Below are 24,544 nucleotides of genomic sequence, written 5' to 3'. Positions count from 1 at the left end.
CCGTACTCCTAATGATCGTCGCGTGGACGGGCGTCCCACGCCTTCACCAAGGTAGAGAGGTCGCCGGGCAGCCGGTCGGCCAGCCCGTCCTCGGGGAGACCGGCCTTACCCTTCAACCACGGTCCCAGCGCCTCGATGGCGGCCTCGTCCAGGCCTCGGCGGGACAGGCCCACGGTGTTGACGCCAGTCACCCGTGCGGGGTTGCCCACGGCGATGGTGAACGCGCCCACCTCCTTGCGGACCGCGGAGCTCATCCCGACCATCGCGCCGGGGCCCACCACGACCCGCTGGTGCAGGATCGCGCCCATGCCCAGGTTCGCCCCGGACCAGATGTGGCAGTGGCCGCCGGTGATGACGTTCGAAGCGACCGTGACGGCGTCTTCGACGATGCAGTCGTGGGCGATGTGGCTGCCGCGGAGGAAGTAGCCGCCGTCACCGATGCTGGTGGTGCGCCAGGTGCCCTGGTGGACGCTGACGTACTCGCGGATCCGGTTCCGGCTGCCGATGACGACGCCGTGGCCGTCGTGATCGGGATCACCGTCCGGCGCGGCCTCCCAGGCGGCGGGGTGTTCGCGGCCGCGATCCTCACCCGGGGTACCGATGGTCACGTGCGGGCCGATCCAGTTGCCGTCCCCGATCCGGGTGGGGCCCACGATGACCGTGAACGGTCCGATGACGTTGTCCTCGCCGAACTCGACACCCTCGCCGATGACTGCTGTCGGGTGGATGCGGTTCACCACGTGAAGATCCGTTCGTCGTGGCCGGAGACAGCCTGGGGTATTGGGCGCTTCGGCGGTCCCGGTAGCGTGTGGCCCGCGCCAGAGAGGGCGGCCGGGCGCAGAACCGGCGGCTCACTGTACCGGACGCACCAGAACGCCCAGTCGAGAGAGACTTGCAGATGATCCCCATTACCGTGGTCGACGTCCGTGACGCGGAGGACCTCGTCGTCGAGGTGCTGCGATCCGGCGCCATCGCACAGGGACCGATGGTCAAGCGCTTCGAGGGCGCGTTCGCGAGCGTTTCCGGCACGAAGCACGCGATCGCCGTCAACAACGGCACCACCGCGCTGGTCGCCGCCATCCAGGCGCTCGACCTTCAGCCGGGCGACGAGGTCGTCACCTCGCCGTTCACCTTCGTGGCGACGCTGAACGCGATCCTGGAAGCCGGCGCGACCGTCCGCTTCGCCGACATCCGGCGCGACGACTTCGCGATCGACCCGGACGCCGTCGCCGCCGCGATCACCGACCGCACCAAGGTCCTCATGCCCGTGCACCTCTACGGGCAGACGGCGGACATGGGCAAGCTCGCGCCGCTGGCCGCCGAGCACGGTCTCAAGGTCATCGAGGACTCGGCGCAGGCCGTCGGCGCGTCGTTCCAGGGCAAGCCGTCGGGCTCGTTCGGGATCGGCTGCTTCTCCTTGTACGCCACCAAGAACGTCACCACCGCCGAGGGCGGCGTGATCACCACGGACGACGACAAGCTGGCCGACGCGCTGCGGGTGCTGCGCAACCAGGGTATGCGTGCCCGGTACCAGTACGAGGTCGCCGGGCACAACTACCGGATGACCGACCTGCACGCCGCCGTCGGCATCCCACAGCTGGAGAAGCTGGACCAGCTCACGGCCGCCCGCCAGGCCAACGCGAAGCGCCTCACCGAAGGCCTCGCCGGCACCCCGGGCCTCGACCTCCCGCAGGTCCTGCCGGGCCGCGAGCACGTGTGGCACCAGTACACCGTGCTGGTCGGCCCGCACGCCTTCCTCTCGCGTGACGAACTCGCCGCCGCGCTCACCGAACGCGGTATCGGCAACGGGATCTACTACCCGAAGATCGTCTTCGACTACGACTGCTACCGGGACAACCCGCTGATCCCCGACGCGAAGTTCGAGGACTTCCCGGTGGCCGCCTCCGTCGCCGCGCAGGCGCTTTCCCTGCCGGTGCACCCGCACCTTTCCGAGTCCGACCTGGACACCATCATCGAAACGGTTCGCGAGCTACTCGGCGCATGACCACCCACAAGATCGCCCTCATCGGCACCGGGAACATGGGTTCGCTGCACGCCCGTGTCCTCGCCGCGAACGAGCGCGTGGACCTCGTCCGCGTGATCGACCCGCGCGAAGAGGCGGGCCGCAAGGTCGCCGAACGCTACGAAACCCAGTGGACGCCCGAAATCGGCTCACTGTCCGATGTGGACGCCGTCGTGCTCGCTTCGGCCACCGAGGCGCATTACGAGCTGGCGCAGGAGATCCTTGGCCAGGGCAAGCCGATGCTGGTCGAGAAGCCGGTGTGCAACAGCTTCGAATTCTCCCAGGAGATCGTCGGGCTGTCGGCGAAGAAGGACGTCCCGCTGATGTGCGGGCTCCTGGAGCGCTACAACCCGGCCGTGATGACCGCGCGGGCGCTGGTCAACGAGCCGATCCACCTGATGGCCCGCCGCCACGGCCCGTACGCGCCGCGGATCAAGACCGGTGTCGCGTGGGACCTGCTGGTGCACGACGTCGACCTGGCGATCCAGTTCTTCGGCGGCGCGACCCCGCAGCGGGTCGCCTCCGGTGCGGGCTACTTCCACCCGAGCTCGGTCGAAGGCGCCGAAGACACCATCGAGACGGTGCTGTCGTTCGAATCCGGGCTCGCCACGGTCTCCGCGTCCCGCCTCGGCCAGCGCAAGGTCCGCTCGCTCTGGGTGTCCGAACTGGACCGCATGATCGAGATCGACCTGCTCCGCCGCGACGTCACCATCTACCGCCACGTCTCGCACGACTCGGTCACCGAGGACGGCCTCGGCTACCGCCAGCAGACCGTCATCGAGATCCCGGAACTGGTGACCGCGCGCGAGCCGCTCGCGACCCAGCTGGACCGGTTCGTCGACCTGCTCGAAGGCACGATCGACGCCGACACCGAGCGGGACCTGATCCTGCCGTCGCACGCCGTCGTCGACCAGGTGCTGACGCAGGCCGCGGCCTGATCTCTCGCATTTAGTCCTCTGGATGCGGTAGTTGCGTGGGCAACTACCACATCCAGAGGACTAAATGCGTTATTTGGTGAGGCGCTGGCCCCTCGCGTCGTACGCGACGAGGGGGGTCAGCACGTACGGCGACTCCACCTGGCCTGGGTCGAACCAGAAGATGACGACCGACGGGTCCTCGCTCCAGGGGATGGCCCTGGCCTCGACCGGTTTCCCGCGGACGGTGCTGGTGATCCGCACCGCCGGACCCGAGAAGTAGCCGAACACGGGCACGAACGTGCCCCGGATCAGGTCGCCGCCGTCCACGGCGTGGAAGCCGAACGACCGATCGGATCCCTTGAATTCGTTGGCGGCCAGGAGCGCGTCGTAGTCGCCCGCGCCGTCCCGGTACGCGACCTGAAGACCGAACCGGACGTCCGGCATCGACGGCTCGTCGATCTCGGACGCGTAGATCACCAGCTCGCGGCCACCTTCACCCTTGAACCCGAGCGGGATCACGTCACCGAGCGGGGAGGGCGACGGGGCCGCCGTGATCGACGGGCTCGCCGGTGCCGGGGTCGGGACGGGCGCGGCCGGCGCGCTCGCGGCGGGCGGAAGCGGCTGCTGTTCGGACGAAGAGCCTTTGAGCGCGACCGCGCCGACGATGACCAGCACCGTCACCACGGTGGCGGCGACCCCGCCCGCGCCGGTCGCGAGACGGCGGCGACGGCGGATACGCCTGCCCTTGGTCATGATCGCGCCGAGGTCGGGTTCGGCGAACCCTTCGGCGGGCGGCTCCCGCAAGGCCGAACGCAGCGTCTCGAGGTCGGTCATCGTCCCAGCCCCCCGATCAGTTCCGTTCCGTCCTCCGCGGTGATCCGCAGCTTGGTCAGGGCGCGGGAATTGGTGCTCTTCACGGTGCCGATCGAGACACCCAGTTCGCCGGCCACGTCGGATTCCTTCAAGTCGAAGAAGTGCCTGAGCACCACGACGGCTCTCTCCCGGTCTGTGAGCGTACGCAACGCGTCAAGCAGCCATTTCCGCTGGACGACGGCACCGGCGACGTCCAGGCCGCTCGGCTGCTCGGGGATGTCCTCCGTGGCGTTCTCGCGGATCGGACGCCGCCAGCCGTCGATCACATGGTTGACGAGGACCTGTCGCGCGTACGCGTAGGCGTCCTTACGGCGTACGCGCGACCAGGCCGCATACGTTTTCGCGAGCGCCGTCTGGGTGGCGTCCTCGGCCTGATGACGATCGCTGGTGAGCAGGTAGGCGGCGTGCTGAAGACGCGTCGCCGAGTTCCGCACGAACTCGACGAACTCGTCATCGCCGCGAGCCACCCTGGTCCTCATCTCCGTTCGACGGTTGACCACCTGAAAGGTTGCTTTGACCGCTTAGTCCTTCCGACGAGTGAACCGGAGCGCGACGACGATCCCCGCCACGACCACGGCCACCGCGAGGACGATCCACACCCAGGCCGGTACCAGATCTTCGGGGGTGGTCTCGCCGGCCGGAGGCGCCGGGGACGCGCTGCCGGCCGGGGCCTGGCTGCTCGTCGGGGCCTGGCTCGTCGGGCTTGGTACCGGCGCGCTGAGGTTGAACTTCACCGAGCCACTCGCGGCGTGCGTGTCCTCGAAGGTGACCTTGTAGCGGAGCGTGTACTCGCCCGCGGGGCCGACGGCCTGGACCGGCGCCGTGACGACCGCTCCGGCGACCTCCGCGCGGCCGACCGTCCACGACGCGTTCTCCGGGCCGGTGATCTGGATCGGGTTGTCGTCGGCGAGGGTGACCGGGCCCGAGAAGGTCAGCTTGATCTGCGTCGGAGGCGTCGCCAGCGAAGCGCCCCTCGCCGGGTCACTGCTCTTCAGCTCCGAGTGGGCCAGCACCGGGGACGCGGTGCCCAGCAGGGCCAACCCGGTGACCAGCAACGACGCACCGAACCGCTTGAACCTCATCTGACACCCTTCTCACCGGGGAACTCCCCCGCCGAGCCTAGTAGTCGGGTCGAGCGGGGGGTGGTGGTTCCCGGTCGTGAGTGGCTAGGACGGTTCTAACCGTCCTAGCCACTCACGAGGGCGATCACGGGCGCTGCGCGTGGCGGGTGGTCAGTGCGTCGAGGTCGAGAGTGAGCGGAGTGCCGTCGAAGTCGAGGCTCACCTTGCCGGTGTGCTCGCCGAAGTTCTCGTACTCGCCGTCGATCAGGCGGTAGGTGGTCATGCTCGCCGGATCGTCGAGGTCGACGATCCAGTAGTGCTCGATGCCGACTTCCGCGTATTCGGAGAACTTCGTGACCCGGTCGGTGCGGACGGTGCCCTCGGACAGGACCTCGATGACCAGCCGCACGTCTTCCTCGGCGGAGACTCTCGCCGGGTTTTCGTCGGCCACGAGGGCGGAGGTGACCAGCACATCGGGAACTCGGACCGTCAGCGGCGCGGTGGCGACGACCATTTCGGCCTCACCCATCGCGCTGTACTCCGGCGACGTCTGTTCGTCGAGCCAATATGTCAGGCGATTGACCGCACGCTGATGGAAAAACAACGGACGGGGTGACACGACCAGCACTCCTTCGACGACTTCCGCGCGGTGTTCCGGGTCTTCCGGCAACGCGGCCCAGTCGTCAAGCGTCAGGAATCGGTGAGGCCACTCCACGACACTCATCGAACTCCTCCTTCGCCGGTGATCACCAGACCATCTTCCCACGGTTTCCCCGAGAACGTATCAGCACGGAAAGTAGTGAATCATTACGGTGAGGAGTTGCGCGGAAGCAAGGCCCGCATCGGGGTGCACCATCGTGCTCCCTGCGTTTCCGCAGGTCGTCTTCCTTTCGAGAAACGAAGAACCCTGGAGGTTCTTGACTGTCGGTGCATTCTCTGACCGGACGGAAAGAAACGCCTGGTCACGACCGCCCCACATTGGCTACGTTCCCGGCGTGCACAGATCGAGGGGAATCCTCACCACCGTATGCCTGCTGCTCGCCGTCACGGCTTGCTCGAGCGGCACCGCGACCGAGCCCGCGCCGATGTCGTCGACACCGTCGTCGAGCAAACCGGCCAGTCGCGCGACACCCAGCCCGGCCACGACGCCACCGGCGCCTCTCACCAAGATCACCGCGGCCTGCCCCGTACTGGGCGTGACCGAATTCCTTCAAGTGATCGGGAGATCAGACGATCTGGTCGCCAACGAAGGCGAGTCCGAACGGGTCGGCGCAGGCAAGGCCTACCGGTGCGCCTACGAAGACCCGAAAGGAAAGTACGGGAAATCGGCGGAGCTCTTCGTCGCGGCCATCCCCGGAAACCAGCCGCCCCGCGCGACGATCGACAAGCTCGCGAAGGAATGCGAAAAACCGGCCACCCAGCTACCCGGGATCGGCGAGCAGGCCCTGTGGTGCGAGATCCCCACCGACGGCCCGGACCTCGACATCCTGGTGAGCGTCGGGAAACGCGGCCATGGCGAAACAAGGGTGGCGACGCTGTACCTGTACAAGACCAGGTCCGACGTCTACGCCACGCTGGCGAAACTGTTCGCCGACAGGCTGTGATCAGGGCCGGGCTACTCCGTGAAGTCGCCCGCCGGCGCGCCCCAAGAACCAGCGGCGTCCCCACGTTCCTCCGCCAGCGCGCGCCGCCGCGCGTTCTCGGCGCGTACACGCTCCACTTCGGACTGGATGTACTCGTCGTCGTACTTCTGGAACACGCGCGCGGGGTTGCCCGCCACCAGGCTGCGCGGCGGGACGTCCTTGGCGACCACGGAATTGGGCTGCACGGTGGCGAAATCGCCGATCGTGACCCCGGCCACGATCACCACGAGGCCGCCGATGAAGCAGCCTTTGCCGATCTTCACGGGTTTGCGCTCGATGAGGTCGCTGCCGGAGTGGTTCTGCAGCGTCATGTTCGCGAGCCAGCTGGAATGCGTGAAGATCAGCGTGTTGAGCCCGATGCTGGTGTGCTCGCCGATCTCCAGCCCGCCGCTCGCGTCGAGCGCGGCGCCTTCGCCGATCCAGCAGTGTTCGCCGATCTTCAGGTTCTCCGGGCTGATGATCTTGACCCGTTCGCGGACCCTCGTCGTCTCCGGCAGTCCGTAGAACCGGGCGCGTTCGGCGTCGTTCATGTACTGCGAGACGAGTTCGGTCAGGATCTGCGGGCGCAGGCGGTTGCTGCGCTCGTCATCGAAGAACATCGGCCTCGGTCACCAGTTTCTCGAAGGTACGCAGGTGTTCTTCGGCGACGACGTCGAGGCCGAAGTTGGCCCGCACCATCGCGCTTTCCCGCTGTGCCACCAAAGCCCGCTTCTCCGGGTCGTCGAGCAGGTCGATGACGGTGTTCGCCACCGCCTCGCTGTCGTCCGGCCGCACCAGCAGGATGTTCTCGCCGTTGCGCAATTCGATACCCGGGTAGTTGTCCTCGGTGACCGACGCGATGGTCGCGGTGCCCGAGAGCATCGCCTCCAGCGACGCGGTACCGCAGCCGCCGTTGAGGTCGTGCGTCACGATGTCGGCGGCGGCGAAGTACGCGGGGACGTCGGCCTTCGGCACGGCGCCGGTGACGATGATGGCGTCCGCGACGCCCAGTTCTTCCGCCCGCTTCAGGAAGACGTCGTGGTAGACGCGGCCGACGACGACCACCTTCACGCCAGGGTGCTTGTCCAAAATGGACGGCAGCGCCTCGACGAGGGGGAGCCGGTTGCGCAGCGGGATCACGTGCCCGAGCGAGACGATCACCGGACCGTCGCCGAGCCCGTGCTCCGCCCGGACATCGAGCGTCAAAGGCTTCTCGAAGTTCCCTGTGTCGACGGCGATCGGGAAGTAGTCCGAGTTCGCGTCGCTCGTGCCGTAGCGCTCGACGCAGTAGTCGACCCCGAGCTTGTCGAGGATGACGTAGCGCGGCTTGAGGTAGCGCAGGATCGGGTTCACCAGCACGCTGTCCAGGAACCGGAACACACCGCCGTACAGCTTGTTGTCGCTGATCAGCAGGGTGTGGATGGTCAGCAGCATCGGCAGCTTGTGCCGCCGCGCGTACAGGCCGGCCAGCCACGAGAGGTCGAAGAACTGCCCGTGCAGGTGGACGGCGTCCGGTTTGAACTCGTCCAGCAGCTTCCACAGCCGCCGCCAGTTCCCCGGCCGCAGCGAGGCGAAGCTCATGTCGAAGTCGATCGACAGGCCCAGCTGCGGCATCTTCACCGCGGGCAGGCGGACGACGCGGTAGCCGTCCTTCGTCTCGTCGGCCGGGGCGTCGGCGTAGGCGGCGGTGATCGCGAGCACCTCGTGCCCGCGCGCCGCGTACTGCCCGGCCAGGGAGGCCGCCATGTGCGCGCTTCCGCCCACCCGCGGCGGGAAGAAGTTGTTCACCACGGCGATACGAAGAGGACGGCTTTCCCCCGGCGCCATCACCATGCCGTCTCCGCGGAAAAGAGTGCGTCGACGGAACTCACTCGGAGGCCTTCACCAGTTCGTACATGCCCTCTTCCACGGAGATCTTCGGCTCCCAGCCGAGGACCTCGCGGGCACGGGTGATGTCCGCGGCGCGGCGCGAGACCAGCACGTCGCGCTCGTTGAACAGCGGCTCGACGTTGACGCCGACGGCGTCGATGAGGATCGTCGCCAGCGTCGCGATGGAGGTGTCGATCCCGGTGCCGATGTTGATCGGCAGGTTCGCCTTCTCCGACTCGAGCGCCGCGACGACGGCCCGGGCCAGGTCCGTGACGTGCACGAAGTCCATCGACTGGTCGCCGCGGCCGTCGATGATCGGCGGCTGACCGGCGCGCAGGCGCTGGATGAAGTGGTTGATCACCGACGTGTAGTAGGCCTCGATCTTCTGGCCGGGGCCGTACACGTTGAAGAACCGCAGCGCGTTCCAGGACAGGCCCTTGGTGCGCTCGTAGAAGCCGAGCATGTCCTCGCCCGCGCGCTTCGAGATGCAGTACGGCGTGAGCGGCTTGAGCTCGTCGTCCTCGTGCATCGGCAGCCGCTCCGGGTCGCCGTAGACGGACGCGGTCGAGGCGAACACGAGCCGCTCGACACCCTCGTCCGCCGCGGCGGCGAAGACGTTGTGGTTACCGACCATGTTGATGTCGATGGACTCGTGCGGGTCCGCGACCGACTTGTTGATCGACACGGTGGCGAAGTGGATGACGTGCGTGCAGCCGCGCATGGCCTCGCGCACGGCACCGCCGTAGCGGACGTCCTTCTCGACCAGTTCGACCTTGCCGGTGGCGACGAACTCGTTGATCCGGGCGCGGTCGCCGCGGGTCATGTTGTCGAAGACGCGGACGGTGTACCCGCCCTCGATCAGCATCGGGATGACGTGCGCGGCGATGAAACCGCCGCCCCCGGTGAAGAGGACCTTCTTGTCGGGCATTTCTCTCCTAGCTCGGCAGTGCGGCGCTGACGGTCCCGATGACCCGGTCGACCTGGGCATCGGTGAGGTTGGCGTGCATCGGGATGGCGAGATGACGGGCGAAGAGGTCCGCCGATACCGGCAAGGTCTGCTTCTTGCCGTAGATGGGCTGGAGGTGCGAGGCGTACGTGCCGAAGTTGCACTGCACGCCCTGCTCGCGGATCCGCAACGCGAGCGCGTCGCGGTCGATCTCCGGGGCCACGGTGAGGATGTAGGCCTGCCACGGGTGCTCGCGGTCCGGCAGTTCCACCGGGACGTCGAGACCGGGCAGGTTCTCGAACGCCTCGTGGTAGCGCTTGGCCACCGAACGGCGGGCCGAGAGCAGGTCCGGGAGCCGGTCCAGCTGCACGTTCATGATCGCGGCCTGCACGTCCGAGAGCCGGAAGTTGTAGCCCAGCTCGTGGAACTCCGGGATCGGCAGCGCGCCGGAACCTTCGCGGGTGATGGCTGGCTCGATGCCGTAGGTGTGCAGCTTGCGCGCGTGCGCGATGAGGTCTTCGCGGTCCGAGACCAGCGCGCCGCCCTCGCCCGCGGTGATGCCCTTGCGGCCGTGGAAGGAGAACGCGGCCAGGTCGGCGAGGCTGCCCGCCGGCCGGGTCTTGTAGGTCGCGCCCGCGGCGCAGGCGGCGTCCTCGAACAGCCACAGGCCGTGCTTGTCGGCGATGGCGCGGTACTCGTCGAAGTCACCGGGCTGACCGGCGACGTCGACGGCGAGGATGCCGACCGTGCGCGGGGTGATCAGCGCTTCGATCGACGCCGGGTCGGCGCTCCAGACGTCGGGGCGGATGTCCGCGAACACCGGCGTCGCGCCGGCCTGGAGCACGGCGTGGCCGGTGGCGGGGAAGGTGTAGTCGCCGACGATGACCTCGTCGCCCGGCTTCACGCCGAGCACACGCAGCCCGAGGAAGAGTGCCGACCCACAGTTGCTGGTGGTCAGGGCGTGCGCGGTGCCGACGGTCTTCGCGAAGCGTTCCTCGAAACGACGGCACGCGGGGCCGGCTCCGGCCAGCCAGCCGGACCGGAAGACCTCCGCCACCGCGGCGAGTTCTTCGTCGCCGACGGTCGGCTGACCCAGAACGACGGGTTCCTGCTCAGACATACCTCTCCCATTGCGTGGGGACCCGGCGAAGTGTATAGACGCCATTCGGCCGATCTCGGGCGGGCTGGATCCGCCCAGGTCAACGACGCCCTAGTCCATCCATGCCCCCGCCACCGCCCTCAATGGAGAAGCTGCGCTTCCATCCCTAACCTCTAACTCATGCGATTCGGCGTTCTGGGGGCGACGGAGGTGCGCCGCGGGGACGGCACCGCCGTTCCGATCGGCGGGCCCAGGGTCCGCACGCTGTTCGCGTTGCTCGCGCTGGAGGCCGGCCGGATCGTCCCGGCGGAGCGTCTCATCGACGGCCTCTACGGCGAACAGCCACCCGAAGGCGTGGCGAACGCGCTGCAATCGCAGGTCTCGCGGCTGCGTGGCGCGCTGAAGGAGCTCGCGCCCGTCGAGTTCAGCCCGGCGGGTTACCGGCTCGCCGTGGACCCCGGCGACGTCGACGTGCATCGGTTCGAGCGGCTCGCCGCCGAGGGACGGCGCTCTCTCGCGGCTGGGGACGCCGCGAAGGCGGCGGAACTGCTTCGCGACGCTCTCGGGCTCTGGCGTGGCCCGGCCTTCGCGGACATCACCGACGCGCCGTTCCGCGATCCGCAGGTCACCAGGCTGAACGAGCTGAAGACGTCGGCGATCGAGGACCGCGCCGAGGCCGAGCTCAAGCTGGGAAGACACGAAGACGTCCTTGCCGAGCTTCGCGAGGTCATCGACGAGCAGCCGCTACGGGAACGGACCCGCGCGCTGCTGATCCGCGCGCTGCACGCCGCGGGACGTCAGGCCGACGCGCTCACCGCGTTCGAGGACGCCCGCCGCGTCCTCGCCGACGAACTCGGCATGGACCCCGGGCCGCAACTCGCCGCCGCGCATCTGGCCGTGCTTCGCGGGGAGACGCCGCCGGTCAAGACAGCGCCCCTCGAGACCGCGGCGCTCCCCGCGCAGCTCACCAGCTTCATCGGCCGTGAGGGCGATCTCCGGCACGTGCTCGGCAGCCTGGAGAGCTCGCGGCTGGTGACGCTGACCGGACCGGGCGGGGCGGGCAAGACCCGGCTGGCCATCGAGACCGCGGCCGCGATGGACCTCCCGGCGGTCTTCGTCGAGCTGGCGCCGTACACCGAAGACGCCGACGTCGCGCACGCCGTGCTGACCGCGCTCGGCCTGCGGACGGTCCCGCTCGGAACGGTCACCGCACCGGTGGAGAACGCGCCGCTGGAGCGGCTGATCGACGCGCTGGCCGAACGGGCGGTCCTGCTGGTGCTCGACAACTGCGAGCACCTGGTCGAGGCCGCCGCGAAACTGGCCGCCCGGCTGCTCGGCGCGGCTCCCGCGCTGCGGGTGCTCGCCACCAGCCGCGAACCGCTGGGCATCACCGGCGAGGTCGTCTCCCCCGTGCCGCGGCTCGCCGTGCCGCCGCCGGGCACGCCTCCCGCCCGCTCGCTGGAGTTCGCCGCGGTCCGCCTGTTCGCCGACCGGGCCCAGGCGAGTGATCCGGGCTTCGTGGTCGACGACGAGACCGCGGGCGACGTCCAGCGGATCTGCGCCGCGCTCGACGGGCTGCCGCTGGCCATCGAGCTCGCAGCCGCGCGGGTGCGGACCCTGCCGGTCGGCGAGATCGCCGCCCGGCTGGACGACCGGTTCGGACTGCTTTCGCGGGGCAGCCGGGTCGCCGAGAGCCGTCATCGCACCCTGCGCGCCGTCGTCGAGTGGAGCTGGGATCTGCTCGACGAGGACGAACGCCTGCTCGCCAGGCGGCTGACCGTGTTCGCGGGCGGCACGACCCTGGCCGACGCCGAAGCGGTCTGCGCCGTGCCGGATATCGCGGAGCTGCTTCCGTCCCTTGTGGACAGATCGCTGGTCGAGCGCACCGGGGACCGGTATCGGATGCTCGAAACCATCCGGGCCTTCTTCGCCGGAAAACTCGCCGAAGCGGGCGAAACCGAGCGCTCGCGGCGCGCGCACGCCGAGCATTTCCTCGCCCTCGCCGAGGAAGCCGATCCGTTGCTGCGCACCGGCGACCAACTGGTCTGGCTCGATCGGCTCGACGCCGCCTACGACGATCTCCTCGCCGCGTTGCGCTGGGCCGCCGAGTCCGACGTGCGGATCGCGCTCCGGCTTTCGGCTTCGCTGGTGCTGTACTGGTGGATGCGCGGCCGCCGGTTCGAAGGCTCGACGCTGAGCTTGGAAGTGGTCAAACGGCTCGGCGAACGGGCGCCGGACGGTCTCGAAGAGGAGTACCAGCTCTGCGTGCTCACCGCCGCCGCGGGACTGCGGGGCCACGAGGCGCTCGACCGGCATTTGCCGCTGGTGGACGGCCTCATGCTGAATCTCACCAAGGCGCCCCGGAACCCGGCACTGCTGCTGTTGATGGGCGTCGTGTCCGGCCCGCCCGGTGACGACGACGCGCTGATCAAACGCAGCCGGGTGCTGCTGGCGAACAGCGAGGCCTGGAGTCTCGCCCTCGCGCCGACCGGTTACGGCCTTCGCGCGCTGTTGCAGGGCGAACTCGACACGGCGGAAGAGTTCCTGCTCGAAGGGGCCCAGGCGTTCCGCTCGATCGGGGAACGCTGGGGCCTTTCGATGGCCCTCGACCATCTGTCCCAGATCCTGATCTGGACGAACCGGCAGGCCGAAGCCCTCGAAACGATGAACGAGGCCCTGCGGCTGATGCGGGAACTCGGCGCGTCCGACGACAACGCGGACCTGCTGTGCCGTCGCGGCGGCAGCAAGCTGCTCCACGGCGACGCGGCGGGCGCGCGGGCGGATTTCGAACTCGCCATCGAGATCGCGCGCCGCGCCGGGATGCCCGAAAGCCGGGCGGCCGGGTACGTCGGGCTGTCGTTCCTCGCCCGGCACGAGGGCGATCTGGCGGCGGCTCGCGCGCTGAGCGAACGCGCGCTCGCGGAGTGCTCCGGAGGTTCGTTCGCGGCCGAAGGGGTGCGCGCCGGGGCGAAGATCTCTCTCGGCTGGGTCCTTGCCGCCGAGGGTGACCTCGACGGGGCCGAGGAACTGCACCGGCTGGCGCTGGTGGCGGCGGACCGCTGGCACGACAGCACCACCATGGCCTGCGCCGCCGAGGGTCTCGCCGGGGTCGCGCTGGTGCGGGGCGACGCCGAGCGGGCGGCGGTCCTGATCGGCGCGGCGGTGACCATCCGGGGCACCCCGTTCGCCGTCGATCTGGACGCCGCCCTGCTCAGGACGACCGTGCGGGAGCGGCTCGGTGACGACTTCGACCGGGCCTACCGCCGCGGGCTCGGCCTGCGGGGCGCCACTCAGCTGGCCTAGGCGCGGGTCAGCTGCGTGCCCTGCGGCGCGAAGCGGCCGACGGCCTCGGCGAGGAGCCGCTGGTCGAGCTCGGTGTCCTCGACCGCGACGTACAGCGGCGCCGCGTTGACCGGCACCGCGCCGAGGCGGGTCATCCCCGGGCCGACCGGGTCGATGGTGAGCCGGGTGACGTCCCGCCACGGCACGACCGTCCGCTCGATCCGGACGCCCACCGCGTCCAGTTCGAAGAGCACCCACTGCTGGTCGTGCAGCGACTTCACGTAGCCGATGGCCGCGCAGCCGACGGCGATCGCGATGATCCGCAGCACCCCGGGGCCTTCGATCGCGCCGACCAGTCCGATGAACGCGAGGACGGCCACGACCATCCCGGTCAGTTTCGCGGCGCCGACCAGGCCCGCGTTCGGTTTGTGCACCCGGAACCGCACGGCGCGCATCAGGTGTTTGGTGAGCAGCCCGCCGCCGATCGCGGCGGCCAGCGCGAGCATCGTCACCACCAGCGAAACCGGGGAGAAGTCCGCGAAGACCTGGTAGCCGGCGACCAGCGTGACGAAGCCGCCCGCGACGGTCAGGAGCAGTGCGAGCTTGCCCTTGCGCACGTCCTGTTCGCGGCGCTGAAGCGAGGCCTGGTCGGGTGTGGCGAGGAAGCCGCCGTCGATGTTCCTCATCGGGCGTCACGCTGCGCTGCGTCGTTGGCTGCGGCGCGGCGCTCACGCTGGCGGCGGTCGAGGACGTACAGCAGCGCGCCGGCGCCGGCGCTCACGGCGGCGTAGAGCAGGTCCTGGAGGCCGTCGTCGGGGTAGCCGGTGGAGAACTCGACCATCGCGAGCGCGAGGAAGAGGACGCTGATGACCGCCCCGCCGATGATGTACACCTTGTTGCTGAGCATGGTTTCCCTCGTTCGTCGTTGCCTGGTGGGACCACTTTCGCTCGGGGCACATGACATTCGGATGACACGCTGCCAGCGTTCGGTGCGTGGACGGTCAGCGGCGGCGGACACCCTCCGGACATGACCTACGTAGCCGGATCTCCAGAAGACTTCCTCGCCGTGCGGCATCTGACCCTGCGCGGCTCCCAGGCCGAAATCGGCCATGCCCTCGGCGCCGAGGTGAAGGCGCGCTCGGACTGGTCGCCGTCGCCGCTCGACCCGGCCGTGGCCAAGGCGCGGCGTACCTGGTTCGCGCGGAACTGGCCGCAGTACGCGGCGCGCACCGCCGGGTTCGCCGAGGCCCACGGATTCCCCGCCGACGCGGCCGTCTCCTTCGACGACGCGAGTGCCCTGCCCGCCGGATCGGGCTGTTCGGCGCTGTGGACGGGGAGCGAACTCGGCCGCAACTACGACTTCTTCACCATGAGCTGGACTCAGCTGGGCGCGGTGCTGGCCGGGGAGGAGCCCGTCGACGACGGGACCGTGCCGATGGCGTCACGGCCCTACGTCCTGACGACGATCCCCGACGACGGCATCGCCTCGACGTCCCTCACGATGTCCACAATGGACGGAGGAACGGAGGGGGTCAACGAGGCGGGGCTCGTCGTCGCGCTGCTGATGGCCGAGGTCGAGACCGCCATGCCGCTGGAGCACGGCCCGCAGGCGGGCCTGTCGGTACTGCAGGTGTGCCGGTATCTGCTGGACACCTGCGAAACCGTCGGCGAAGCCAAGGAAGCGCTGATGCTCGCCAAGCAGTACGCGCACGGCGCGCCCTGCCACTACATCGTCGCCGACGCCTCCGGCCGCGGCTTCGTCTACGAACGCGGAGCGCACGACGTCGAGTACTTCGTCGAGGTGGCCGACGGGCCGCTGTGCGTCACGAACCACCTGCTGCACCGTCATCCGGATCTCGGCGCGCTGCCCGAGGACACCCCGGAGACCATGCGCACCTACGAGCGGCTTCGCACCGTCACCAAGGAAGCGGACGCCGGGCCGCGCGACGCGCTCGACGCGGTGTCCTTCACGGTCGAGCCCGGCGCGCCGTGGCGGACGTTGTGGCGCAGCGTCCTCGACCCGGCGGCCCGCACCCTGAGCACCCGGTTCTACCTGGGTGACGGCGAGAACGGCACCGCGCGGCACACGCCGGAACTCACGTTCGGGGTCTCGCGGTGACCATCGGCAAGGGCCGCAAGATCGGCACCGTCGCGGTCTGCGTGCTGGCGCAGCTGCTGATCGCGATCGACCTGACCGTGCTGCACCTGGTGCTGCCGTCGCTTTCGGAGCAGATGCACCCGTCGACGACGGAACTGCTGTGGATCGCCGACGCGTACGGTTTCGCGCTCGCCGGGCTGCTGATCACGATGGGGAACATCGGCGACCGGGTCGGGCGGAAGAAGCTGCTGCTGATCGGGGCGTCGCTGTTCGGTGTCGCTTCGGTGATCACGGCGTACGCGCCGACGGCGGAGCTCCTGATCGCCGCCCGCGCGCTGCTCGGGATCGCCGCCGCGACACTGATGCCGTCGACGCTGTCGATCGTGCGGAACGTGTTCACCGGCAAGGAACGCGCGGCCGTGATCGGGGTTTCGAGCGGGCTGACGATCCTCGGTTTCGGCATGGGGCCGCTCGTCGGCGGTTTCCTGCTCGAGCACTTCTGGTGGGGTTCGGTGTTCCTGGTCAACGTGCCGGTGGTGGTGGTCATGGTGATCGCGGGCGCGCTGATCCTGCCCGAATCGAAGAACCCGGTGTCCCATCGCATCGACGTGCCCAGCGTGCTGCTTTCGCTCGTCGGCATGGTCGGGATCGTCTACACGATCAAGGAAGTCGCGTACAAGGGCTGGGGGCACTGGGACGTCGCGGTCGCCGCCGTGCTCGGCCTCGGCTGCCTGCTGGCGTTCATCCTGCGGCAGCCGCGGCTGGCCGAACCGCTGATGGACCTGAAGCTGTTCGCTCAGCGGGCGTTCTCGGCGACCGTCGGCACCACGATCCTGGCGATGTTCGCGCAGCTCGCGGTCTCGCTGATGTTCGCGCAGTACCTGCAGCTGGTGGCGGGCTGGTCGCCGCTGAAGGCCGGGCTCGCCGGGCTGCCCGGGATGGGCGGCGCGATCCTCGGCGGCATGCTCACGCCACTGGCGATCAAGGCCTTCGGCCGCGCTGTCACCATCGGGCTCGGCTGTGCCCTGTCGGCGACCGGGTTCGCGCTGTACGCGGGGGTCGGCGTGACGATCGTCTACACCGACCTGCTCGCCGCGATGATCATCTTCGGCGTCGGGCTGTCGCTGATCCTCTCCGTCGCGACGGACACGGTGCTCGGCGTCGTGCCGAAGGCCAGGGCGGGCGCGGCGTCGGCGATCTCCGAGACGGCGACCGAACTCGGTGGTGCGCTGGGGATCGCCGTCCTCGGCAGTGCGCTCGGCGCGCTGTACCGGAGCGAACTCGTCATCCCGGCGGGCGTACCGCCGGAGACTTCGGCGGCGATTTCGGACACCCTGGGCGGCGCCGTCCAGGTCGCGGCACAGTTGCCGCCCGAGCAGGGCGCGCTGGTCCTGGCCAGTGCGAAGTCGGCGTTCGTCGACGGGTTGCAGGTGACGATGGTGTGCTCTGCGGGGCTGATGGCGTTGCTGGCGGTCAGCGCGTTGTTCACGCTGCGCGGGGTGCCGAAGGTCCTCGAAGATCCCGAAGAGGAGCCCGCTCCGGTTCCGACCCCGGTGGGCTGAAGGGGACCAGGCGCTATGCGCGGTTCCGCGGGGGGGTCGTGAGTGATAATGACGGTTAGAACGACCCTTGCCACTCACGACCCCACGGGCACCAAGGGGACGCCTCATCGCCGTAAAGTGTCCCTTGTGGACACTCGGGGCCCGGCCAACGGGACCGCGCGTTTGTCGCCCGACCGGACCATGGCCAGCAAGGGTTTCGCGGCCACCTTCAGCAGCCGGGCCGCGAACGTGCGGCCGTTGCGGCGCGCGATGTCCGGGCCGAAGGCGTCCATGAGCGCGACGAGCCCCGGCAGCGGCCGCACGAACAGCGTCACTTCGGCGATGAGCCCGTCTTCGCCGAGCTTCAGCACCGCCGCCTCTTCGATCTCCTCGCCGCCGATGCGCGCGGTGTAGACGACGACCCGCGTGGCCTCGTCGCCGGTGTCGGTGTGGAACCGGACGTCGCGCAGATGCGAGTACGCGACCTCCAGCAGCGGCCTGAGTTCCGCGTGCCCGGTGAACCGGACGCGGCTCGTCAACGGCGAGCGCACGACGGCGTCCGGCGCGAAGGCGCTCAGCGCGAGTTCGACGTCTCGGGTTTCGAGGGCCCGGCGGTACCGCTCGGCGGTTTCGGTGCTCATGCGTCCTCCTGGATCAGGTTCCCCAGCCCGCGCCACAACAGATCCGCCGTGAGCGCGACGACCTGTTCCCGCGGGATGTCGCGGTTGCTCCACCACCAGGTGGCGATGGCGTTCAGTGCGCTCTTCGCCGCTTCGGCGAGCGCTTCGTTCGCGCGGTCGCGCGGCAGGTCCGCGGTCAGCGCCAGGCCGGGGACGCGGGCGAACACCTCGGTCAGCTGCCCCGTGGCCCTGGCCTGTCCGCGCCGGTGCACCTCGGCGACCGCCTCGTCGGACGGCGTCTCGGCGAAGATCATCCGCCAGCCGCGTTCGTTCGTCTCCATCCAGGCGAAGATCGCCGCCACCCGGCCTCGCAGGAGCTCCTCGGCGGTGCCCGACGGCGGCAGCTCCGCCCAGCCGGCCAGCAGACTGTCCACTTCGGACTCCAGGAGCCCGGCGTACAGCGCGGCCTTGGACCGGAAATGGTCGTAGAGCACGGGCGTGCTGATGCCGGCGGCCGTCGCGACCTCGCGCATCCCGGCCGCGTCGTAGCCGGACGCGGCGAACACCCGCGCCGCCGCGGCGAGGATCCGCTCCCGGCGCTCTTCCCTGCCCAGTCGTTTACCTGACATCGGTCAGGTACGCTACCACCGAACCTGACAGCTGTCAGGTAGCGCTCCGGGTAACCTGGTCGATCGTGCGCACAGTCGTAGTCATCGGAGGCGGGATCGTCGGTCTCGCCACCGCCTGGGAGCTGACCAAACGAGGTCTGGACGTCACGGTGCTCGAGAAGGAGGACCACTGGGCGGCCCACCAGACCGGGCACAACTCGAACGTCGTGCACGCGGGGCTCTACTACAAGCCGGGTTCGTTCAAGGCCAGGATGGCGAGCGCGGGCAACCGGTCCATTGTGGACTTCGCGCGGCAGTACGGGGTGCCGGTCGAGGTCTGCGGCAAACTCGTCGTCGCCACCTCCGAAGCGGAGCTTCCGGCACTGAAGGTGCTCGCCGAACGCGCCGAGGCGAACGGTGTCCCGGCCAAGCTGATCACCCCGAGCGAAGCCCGCGAGTACGAACCCGAGGTCTCGTGCGTCGCCGCGCTGCGCGTGGAGTCCACCGGCATCATCGACTTCCCCGCCGTCTGCGCCGCCCTGGTGCGGCTGCTCGACGAATCCGACGCCGACCTGCGTCTCGGCACTCCCGCGCTGGGGATCCGCCCTGGCCGCTCCGGCGGTGTCGAGGTGGCGACCGGTGACGACGTGATCCACGCGGACGCCCTCGTCAACTGCGCGGGCCTGCACGCCGACCGCGTCGCGCGGCTCGCCGGGCTGACGCCGAGTGCGCGGATCGTGCCGTTCCGCGGCGAGTACTACGAGCTGAAGCCGGAACGCCGTCATCTGGTGCGCGGCCTGATCTACCCGGTCCCGGACGCTTCGCTGCCGTTCCTCGGCGTGCACCTGACCCGCATGCTCGACGGCAGCGTGCACGCCGGCCCCAACGCCGTGCTCGCGCTCCGCCGCGAGGGCTACACCTGGCGCGACATCTCGGCGAAGGACCTCGCCGAAGTCGCCCGCTTCCCCGGCGTCTGGCGGCTCGCGCGCAAGTACGCGTACCCGACCGGGCTCGACGAGGTCCGCCGGTCGTTCTCGCGCCGCCGCTTCGCCGCAAGCCTCGCGCGGCTCGTACCCGCCGTCACCGAGGACGACATCGTGCGGCACGGCTCCGGCGTCCGCGCGCAGGCGCTGCGCCCGGACGGCGCGCTCGTCGACGACTTCCTGATCGAGACCGCGCGGAACCAGGTGCACGTCCTCAACGCGCCCTCACCGGCGGCGACCAGCGCGCTGGAAATCGCGAAGCACATCTCCGACGAACTGGTCTAGAAGGCGGGCATGTTCCCGGTCACCAGCGGCATCACGGCTTGCGGGATTTCGCAGGCCTTGGCGTTGTCGCTGAGGTCACCGGTGTCGATCTTGACCGAGGAGGTCTCCGTGACCGGCAGCATCGCGACGCAGATCGGGCTGTCCGGGCTCGAGTAGACGAACCACTTCTTGCCCGCCACCATCTGCTCGACCGGGGTGCCGTCGAGACCGGGGACGTCCTCGAGTTTCGTCGCCGTGTAGAGCCACAGGTCGAGGGCCTTCTTGCCCTCGTCACCGTCGTTGTCGTCCCACTGGCAGCCGTTCTTCGGATCCCTCGACGAACCGTTCATCGGCCGCGCGGCCTGAAGGTTGAACGGCGTCACCTGGTCCGGTTTGAGCAGGGAGCACGGATCGACGGTCACGAGCGGTCCGGAAGCCTCGATCGGCTTCTGGCCGGGGGGCGCGGTGAGCGGCGGGCTCGGCTGTCCGCCGGGCAGGTGGGACGCGACCGCGGGAGCCGCGGCCTTCGCCAGGTCACAGGCCTTGGTGACGTCTTCGCCGGGGGCCTGGCTCGTGATCTCGACGAAGGTCTTCGGATCGAGTTCGGTCATCAGCGAGCAGTGGCTCGGGCCGAAGATGGACGCGTACCGGGTCCAGGTGAACCCGCCGATGCCGAACTTCTCCCCCGGAAGAGCACCGCTGACGTAGTCGACCAGCGAGAGGTCGAAGCTCTGCGACACCTCCAGCGCGACCCCGTCGGGCGCGTCCTCCAGCTCCGGGTACCGGCACGTCCCGGGGATCTTCCGTGCCTTGTCCGCCGGACGTTCCTTGCCGGGAAAGGTGACCCCGATGGCTTCCGCCTGCTCCTGCGAGAGCAATTTGCACGGCTCGGCCTTCGTGATGACCGGCCCCTGCCCCGGCACCGGCGAAGCCGTACCGCCGATGACCGACGTGCAGCCGCCGAGCGTCAGGACCGCCAGCCCGATCGCGAGCGAATTCCGATACCGCATGCGTCCTCTTCCCCTCACCGCCGACCGCTACTTGGATGTCGGCGTGAGCACCTCGGTTCCGCCGAGGAAGGGGCGAAGCGCCTCCGGCACCCGGACGGAACCGTCTTCGAGCTGGTGGTTCTCCAGGATCGCGACGATCCACCTGGTGGTGGCGAGCGTGCCGTTCAGCGTGGCGACGGTCTGCGGGCGGCCGTCGTCGTCACGGTAGCGGATGCCGAGGCGGCGGGCCTGGAAGGTCGTGCAGTTCGACGTCGAGGTCAGCTCGCGGTAGGTCTCCTGCGACGGCACCCACGCCTCGCAGTCGAACTTCCGGTACGCGGACGTGCCGAGGTCGCCGGTGGCGGTGTCGATCACCCGGTAGGGGACCTCGATCTTGGCGAGCATCTGCTCTTCCCAGTCCAGCAGGCGCGCGTGCTCGGCTTCGGCGTCCTCGGGACGCGTGTAGACGAACATCTCGACCTTGTCGAACTGGTGGACGCGGATGATGCCGCGGGTGTCCTTGCCGTACGACCCGGCCTCGCGGCGGTAGCAGGACGACCAGCCCGCGTACCGCTTCGGGCCGTCGTTCAGGTCGAGGATCTCGTCGGCGTGGTAGCCGGCGAGCGGGACCTCGGAGGTGCCGACGAGGTACAGGTCGTCGTCGCGCAGGCGGTAGACCTCCGACGAGTGCGCGCCCAGGAAGCCGGTGCCCGCCATGATCTCCGGCCGGACCAGGGTCGGGGTGATCATCGGGGTGAACCCGTTCGCGGTCGCCTGCGCGATCGCCATGTTCAGCAGGCCGAGCTGCAGCTGGGCGCCGATGCCGGTGAGGAAGTAGAACCGCGAGCCCGAGACCTTCGCGCCGCGCTCCATGTCGAGCGCGCCGAGGCCCTCGCAGAGTTCGAGGTGGTCCTTCGGCTTGAAGTCGAACTTGTTCGGCTCGCCGACGTGCTTGAGCACGACGTAGTCGTCCTCGCCGCCTTCGGGTGCCTCGGGGTGGACGAGGTTCGGCACCAGGCGGTGCAGCTGCTCGAACTCCTCCGACGCCTCGGTCTGCTCGATCTCGGCCGTCTTGACCTGGGCGGCGAGGTCCTTCGCCTTGGCGAGCAGCTCGGCCCGCTCGTCACCCTGTGCCTTGGGGATGAGCTTGCCCAGCGACTTCTGCTCGGCGCGCAGCTTGTCGGCGGCGGCGATGGACGAGCGGCGGCGGGAGTCGAGGGAGAGCAGCTTGTCGACCACTCCTTCGTCCTCGCCACGGGCGCGCTGCGAAGCGCGCACGACGTCCGGGTCATCGCGCAGAGTCCTGGGGTCAATCACGAGTGCTGAGAGTAGTCCGTGCGAGCCGCACAAAATGTGCGGGTCCACGCGGATAACCCGACAGTCTGATCGTTGCCGCCCGTTTCGGGCCGTCCCCATACTGAGATCTCCCTGCTGCGGACGGAGAAACCCGATGACCGATGCGGACCTGCTGGCGCGGCACAAGGCGGTACTGCCGTCGTGGCTGGCGCTCTACTACGACGAGCCGATCGAGATCGTGCACGCGCAGGACCGCCGGGTCATCGACTCGACCGGGCGCACCTACCTCGACTTCTTCGCGGGCATCCTGACGAATTCGATGGGCTACGACGTCTCGGCGATCAGCGACGCCGTGCGCAAGCAGCTCGACACCGGCATCCTGCACACGTCGACGCTGTACCTGATCCGGTCACAGGTCGAACTGGCCGAACGTATCGCGAAGCTCTCCGGCATCCCCGACGCGAAGGTGTTCTTCACCAACTCCGGGACCGAGGCCAACGACACCGCGCTCATGCTCGCCACCCAGTACCGGCGCAGCAATCAGGTGCTGGCGATGCGGAACTCGTACCACGGCCGGTCGTTCGCGACGGTCGGCATCACCGGCAACCGCGGCTGGTCGGCGTCGTCGCTCAGCCCGGTGAAGGTGAGCTACGTGCACGGCGGCTACCGGTACCGCAGCCCGTTCCGGGCGCTTTCGGACACGGAGTACATCGACGCTTGCGTCGCGGACCTGGTCGACGTCCTGGAGACGGGCACATCGGGCGACGTCGCGTGCATGATCGCCGAGCCGATTCAGGGCGTCGGCGGCTTCAGCTCACCGCCGGACGGCCTGTTCAAGGCGATGAAGGAGGTCCTCGACCAGTACGGAATCCTGTTCATCTCCGACGAGGTCCAGACCGGCTGGGGACGGACCGGGGAACACTACTGGGGGATCCAGGCGCACGACGTCGTCCCCGACGCGATGACCTTCGCGAAGGGCCTCGGCAACGGTCTCGCGATCGGCGGGCTCGTGGCGCGCGGCGACCTCGTCGACTGCCTCACCGCGAACTCGATCTCGACCTTCGGGGGCAACCCGGTCGCGATGGCGGGCGCGGCCGCCGTACTCGACCACATCGCCGACCACGACCTCCAGGCCAACGCGCTGGCCCGCGGCAACGAACTGCTCGACGGCCTGCGCGCGACGGGGAACCCGCTGATCGGGGACGTGCGCGGCAAGGGCCTGATGATCGGTGTCGAGCTGGTCGAGCCGGGCGGTATGACGCCGAACCCGGAGGCCGCGGCGCGGATGATGGAGGAGACCAAGGCACGCGGGCTGCTGATCGGCAAGGGCGGGCTGCACGGCAACGTGCTGCGGATCGCGCCGCCGATGACGCTCACCGCCGAAGAGGCCGCCGAAGGCCTCGGGATCATCACCGACGCACTGGCCGCCATCTCCTGACAAACGCCAGGAAGGGACCTTTCCTTGCAAATTTTGCAAGGAAAGGTCCCTTCCTGGCGTTCAGGAGCGGACGAAGCGGGCGATGACCTCGCCCAGCCGCCCACCGGCGTCCTCCTGCAGGAAGTGACCGGCGCCGGTGATCGTCGGATGCTCGAGTTCGCGGGCACCGCGCATCGAACCCCGCAGTTCGAGGCCCCACGGCGCGGTGATCGGGTCGCCGTCGGAGAACGAGACCAGGAACGGCTTGTCCAGCTCCGAAAGCACCTTCAGCGCGGCCCGGTTGGCGGCCGCGGCCGGATCGCCCGGAGTGATCGGCACCAGGGACGGCATCGCGCGCGGCGCGGCCTTGTACATCTCGTTCGGGAAGGGCGCGTCGTAGGCGGCGCGGACCTCCTCGGACAGCTTGGTCTGACAGCCGGACTGGACGAACCGCCCGACGTCGATGACCTGGGCGTTCTCCATGGCGTCGCGGAACTTGTGCCAGAGTTCGGGCATGTCGGTGTCGCCGGTGGGGAGGCCGGTGTTGGCCGCGACGACCCGCGCGAAGCGGTCGGGGTTTTCGGCGACCAGCCGCAGGCCGATCAGGCCGCCCCAGTCCTGGCCGACCAGGGTGACGTCGGTCAGGTCGAGGACGTCGAAGGCGAACGCGCGCATCCACTCGACGTGCCGCTGGTAGGTGTGGTCGACCATGTCGCCGGGTTTGTCGGATCGGCCGAAGCCGACCAGGTCGGGCGCGATGGCGCGCAGCCCGGCGTCGGCGAGCACCGGGATGACCTTGCGGTAGAGGTAGGACCAGGTGGGCTCGCCGTGCAGCAGGAGAACGGGCGGCCCGTCCTCGGGTCCGGCCTCCACGTACCCCACTCTGATCACGCCGCCGTGAAGGTCGACGAGCTCCGCGTAGCGCGGTTCGAAGTCGAAATCGGGCAGGTCCGAGAACCGGTCGTCCGGTGTCCTTAAAAGGCGCACGACTCCCACGTTAGTGGGAATCGTGCGCCCATGCCGGTTTCAGTGCGTC

Annotated in this window: 25 protein-coding genes; 8 read left to right on the top strand and 17 right to left on the bottom strand. The window is 69.3% G+C overall.

From position 1 onward, the window contains the following. Positions 1-8: 8 nt before the first annotated feature. Positions 9-740: a UDP-N-acetylglucosamine acyltransferase gene (locus AC069H_RS03240; RefSeq protein WP_478231178.1), complete on the bottom strand. Its 732-nt coding sequence runs from the start codon at positions 738-740 to the stop codon at positions 9-11. Between the two features lie 158 nt (positions 741-898). Between AC069H_RS03240 and AC069H_RS03235 the strand changes: the two genes are divergently transcribed. Both AC069H_RS03235 and AC069H_RS03230 read left to right on the top strand, forming a co-directional pair. Then, positions 899-2,005 (top strand): DegT/DnrJ/EryC1/StrS family aminotransferase, encoded by a 1,107-nt coding sequence (locus AC069H_RS03235; RefSeq protein ID WP_478231177.1) that lies wholly within the window; start codon positions 899-901, stop codon positions 2,003-2,005. Then, positions 2,002-2,961: a Gfo/Idh/MocA family protein gene (locus AC069H_RS03230; protein WP_478231176.1), complete on the top strand. Its 960-nt coding sequence runs from the start codon at positions 2,002-2,004 to the stop codon at positions 2,959-2,961. Before AC069H_RS03235 ends, AC069H_RS03230 begins: the two co-directional genes overlap by 4 nt. Positions 2,962-3,030: 69 nt before the next feature. On the opposite strand, the gene AC069H_RS03225 is transcribed toward AC069H_RS03230, so the two are convergent. From AC069H_RS03225 to AC069H_RS03205, 5 genes are all read right to left on the bottom strand, one after another. Next, positions 3,031-3,774 carry a hypothetical protein gene (locus tag AC069H_RS03225; protein ID WP_478231175.1) on the bottom strand — a complete coding sequence of 248 codons (744 nt, stop codon included), beginning with the start codon at positions 3,772-3,774 and terminating at the stop codon, positions 3,031-3,033. Then, positions 3,771-4,280, bottom strand: a complete 510-nt coding sequence (locus AC069H_RS03220; RefSeq protein WP_125679130.1) for a SigE family RNA polymerase sigma factor — start codon at positions 4,278-4,280, stop codon at positions 3,771-3,773. Before AC069H_RS03220 ends, AC069H_RS03225 begins: the two co-directional genes overlap by 4 nt. A 54-nt stretch (positions 4,281-4,334) precedes the next feature. After that, on the bottom strand, positions 4,335-4,895 hold the full coding sequence (locus AC069H_RS03215; RefSeq protein ID WP_478231174.1) for a copper resistance CopC family protein: 561 nt from the start codon (positions 4,893-4,895) through the stop codon (positions 4,335-4,337). Positions 4,896-5,019: 124 nt separating this feature from the next. After that, the gene (locus tag AC069H_RS03210) at positions 5,020-5,598 is read right to left on the bottom strand and encodes a Uma2 family endonuclease (protein WP_478223754.1); all 579 of its coding nucleotides are present in this window, start codon (positions 5,596-5,598) and stop codon (positions 5,020-5,022) included. A 258-nt stretch (positions 5,599-5,856) separates the two neighbouring features. Further along, complete coding sequence (locus AC069H_RS03205) at positions 5,857-6,048, bottom strand: hypothetical protein (protein ID WP_478223755.1); 192 nt, start codon at positions 6,046-6,048, stop codon at positions 5,857-5,859. 22 nt (positions 6,049-6,070) lie between these two features. Between AC069H_RS03205 and AC069H_RS03200 the strand changes: the two genes are divergently transcribed. Further along, complete coding sequence (locus tag AC069H_RS03200; RefSeq protein ID WP_478223756.1) at positions 6,071-6,478, top strand: hypothetical protein; 408 nt, start codon at positions 6,071-6,073, stop codon at positions 6,476-6,478. A gap of 11 nt (positions 6,479-6,489) precedes the next feature. Here AC069H_RS03200 and AC069H_RS03195 read toward each other — a convergent pair whose 3' ends face one another. Genes AC069H_RS03195 through AC069H_RS03180 form a run of 4 tightly spaced genes read right to left on the bottom strand, consistent with a single transcriptional unit; the run spans position 6,490 to position 10,431 of the window. Further along, positions 6,490-7,116 (bottom strand): acyltransferase, encoded by a 627-nt coding sequence (locus tag AC069H_RS03195; protein ID WP_478231173.1) that lies wholly within the window; start codon positions 7,114-7,116, stop codon positions 6,490-6,492. Next, positions 7,103-8,329, bottom strand: coding sequence for a glycosyltransferase family 4 protein (locus tag AC069H_RS03190; protein ID WP_478231172.1), 1,227 nt, complete (start codon positions 8,327-8,329; stop codon positions 7,103-7,105). Before AC069H_RS03190 ends, AC069H_RS03195 begins: the two co-directional genes overlap by 14 nt. Before the next feature lie 34 nt (positions 8,330-8,363). After that, a complete protein-coding gene (locus tag AC069H_RS03185; protein ID WP_478231171.1) occupies positions 8,364-9,293 on the bottom strand; it encodes an NAD-dependent epimerase/dehydratase family protein in 930 nt (309 codons plus the stop codon). 7 nt (positions 9,294-9,300) lie between these two features. Continuing rightward, a complete protein-coding gene (locus tag AC069H_RS03180) occupies positions 9,301-10,431 on the bottom strand; it encodes a DegT/DnrJ/EryC1/StrS family aminotransferase (protein ID WP_257483685.1) in 1,131 nt (376 codons plus the stop codon). 159 nt (positions 10,432-10,590) lie between these two features. Here AC069H_RS03180 and AC069H_RS03175 point away from each other — a divergent pair, with 159 nt between their 5' ends. Continuing rightward, entirely contained in the window at positions 10,591-13,713 is a 3,123-nt protein-coding gene (locus tag AC069H_RS03175; RefSeq protein WP_478231170.1) for an AfsR/SARP family transcriptional regulator, read from the top strand. On the opposite strand, the gene AC069H_RS03170 is transcribed toward AC069H_RS03175, so the two are convergent. Next, on the bottom strand, positions 13,710-14,378 hold the full coding sequence (locus AC069H_RS03170) for a hypothetical protein (protein ID WP_478223761.1): 669 nt from the start codon (positions 14,376-14,378) through the stop codon (positions 13,710-13,712). The two genes, AC069H_RS03175 and AC069H_RS03170, sit on opposite strands and share 4 nt — an antisense overlap. Further along, positions 14,375-14,599, bottom strand: a complete 225-nt coding sequence (locus tag AC069H_RS03165) for a hypothetical protein (RefSeq protein WP_478223762.1) — start codon at positions 14,597-14,599, stop codon at positions 14,375-14,377. Before AC069H_RS03165 ends, AC069H_RS03170 begins: the two co-directional genes overlap by 4 nt. A gap of 120 nt (positions 14,600-14,719) precedes the next feature. Here AC069H_RS03165 and AC069H_RS03160 point away from each other — a divergent pair, with 120 nt between their 5' ends. Both AC069H_RS03160 and AC069H_RS03155 read left to right on the top strand, forming a co-directional pair. After that, positions 14,720-15,811, top strand: coding sequence for a C45 family autoproteolytic acyltransferase/hydolase (locus tag AC069H_RS03160; RefSeq protein ID WP_478231169.1), 1,092 nt, complete (start codon positions 14,720-14,722; stop codon positions 15,809-15,811). Further along, positions 15,808-17,352, top strand: coding sequence for an MFS transporter (locus AC069H_RS03155; RefSeq protein WP_478223764.1), 1,545 nt, complete (start codon positions 15,808-15,810; stop codon positions 17,350-17,352). The genes AC069H_RS03160 and AC069H_RS03155 overlap by 4 nt, the downstream gene beginning before the upstream one ends. A 104-nt stretch (positions 17,353-17,456) precedes the next feature. Here the strand turns inward: AC069H_RS03155 and AC069H_RS03150 are convergent, their stop codons facing one another. Together AC069H_RS03150 and AC069H_RS03145 are read right to left on the bottom strand one after the other, a co-directional pair. Beyond that, positions 17,457-17,972, bottom strand: a complete 516-nt coding sequence (locus AC069H_RS03150; protein WP_478231168.1) for a nuclear transport factor 2 family protein — start codon at positions 17,970-17,972, stop codon at positions 17,457-17,459. Next, a complete protein-coding gene (locus AC069H_RS03145; RefSeq protein WP_478231167.1) occupies positions 17,969-18,580 on the bottom strand; it encodes a TetR/AcrR family transcriptional regulator in 612 nt (203 codons plus the stop codon). Before AC069H_RS03145 ends, AC069H_RS03150 begins: the two co-directional genes overlap by 4 nt. Here AC069H_RS03145 and lhgO point away from each other — a divergent pair. Beyond that, positions 18,574-19,827, top strand: a complete 1,254-nt coding sequence (gene lhgO / locus AC069H_RS03140; RefSeq protein WP_478224433.1) for an L-2-hydroxyglutarate oxidase — start codon at positions 18,574-18,576, stop codon at positions 19,825-19,827. The two genes, AC069H_RS03145 and lhgO, sit on opposite strands and share 7 nt — an antisense overlap. Here lhgO and AC069H_RS03135 read toward each other — a convergent pair. Beyond that, entirely contained in the window at positions 19,824-20,816 is a 993-nt protein-coding gene (locus tag AC069H_RS03135; protein ID WP_478231166.1) for a DUF3558 family protein, read from the bottom strand. The genes lhgO and AC069H_RS03135 overlap by 4 nt on opposite strands. Before the next feature lie 27 nt (positions 20,817-20,843). Beyond that, positions 20,844-22,112 (bottom strand): serine--tRNA ligase, encoded by a 1,269-nt coding sequence (gene serS / locus AC069H_RS03130; RefSeq protein WP_478223768.1) that lies wholly within the window; start codon positions 22,110-22,112, stop codon positions 20,844-20,846. A gap of 133 nt (positions 22,113-22,245) precedes the next feature. Here serS and AC069H_RS03125 point away from each other — a divergent pair, with 133 nt between their 5' ends. Beyond that, positions 22,246-23,529 (top strand): aspartate aminotransferase family protein, encoded by a 1,284-nt coding sequence (locus tag AC069H_RS03125; RefSeq protein ID WP_478231165.1) that lies wholly within the window; start codon positions 22,246-22,248, stop codon positions 23,527-23,529. 60 nt (positions 23,530-23,589) lie between these two features. Here the strand turns inward: AC069H_RS03125 and AC069H_RS03120 are convergent, their stop codons facing one another. Further along, positions 23,590-24,495, bottom strand: a complete 906-nt coding sequence (locus tag AC069H_RS03120) for a haloalkane dehalogenase (protein WP_478231164.1) — start codon at positions 24,493-24,495, stop codon at positions 23,590-23,592. Positions 24,496-24,544: the final 49 nt, after the last annotated feature.

Source organism: Amycolatopsis sp. NPDC043887 (assembly GCF_056435665.1).
Note: the sequence above shows the minus strand (reverse complement) of the source record. Positions and strands in the feature narration are given on the sequence as shown.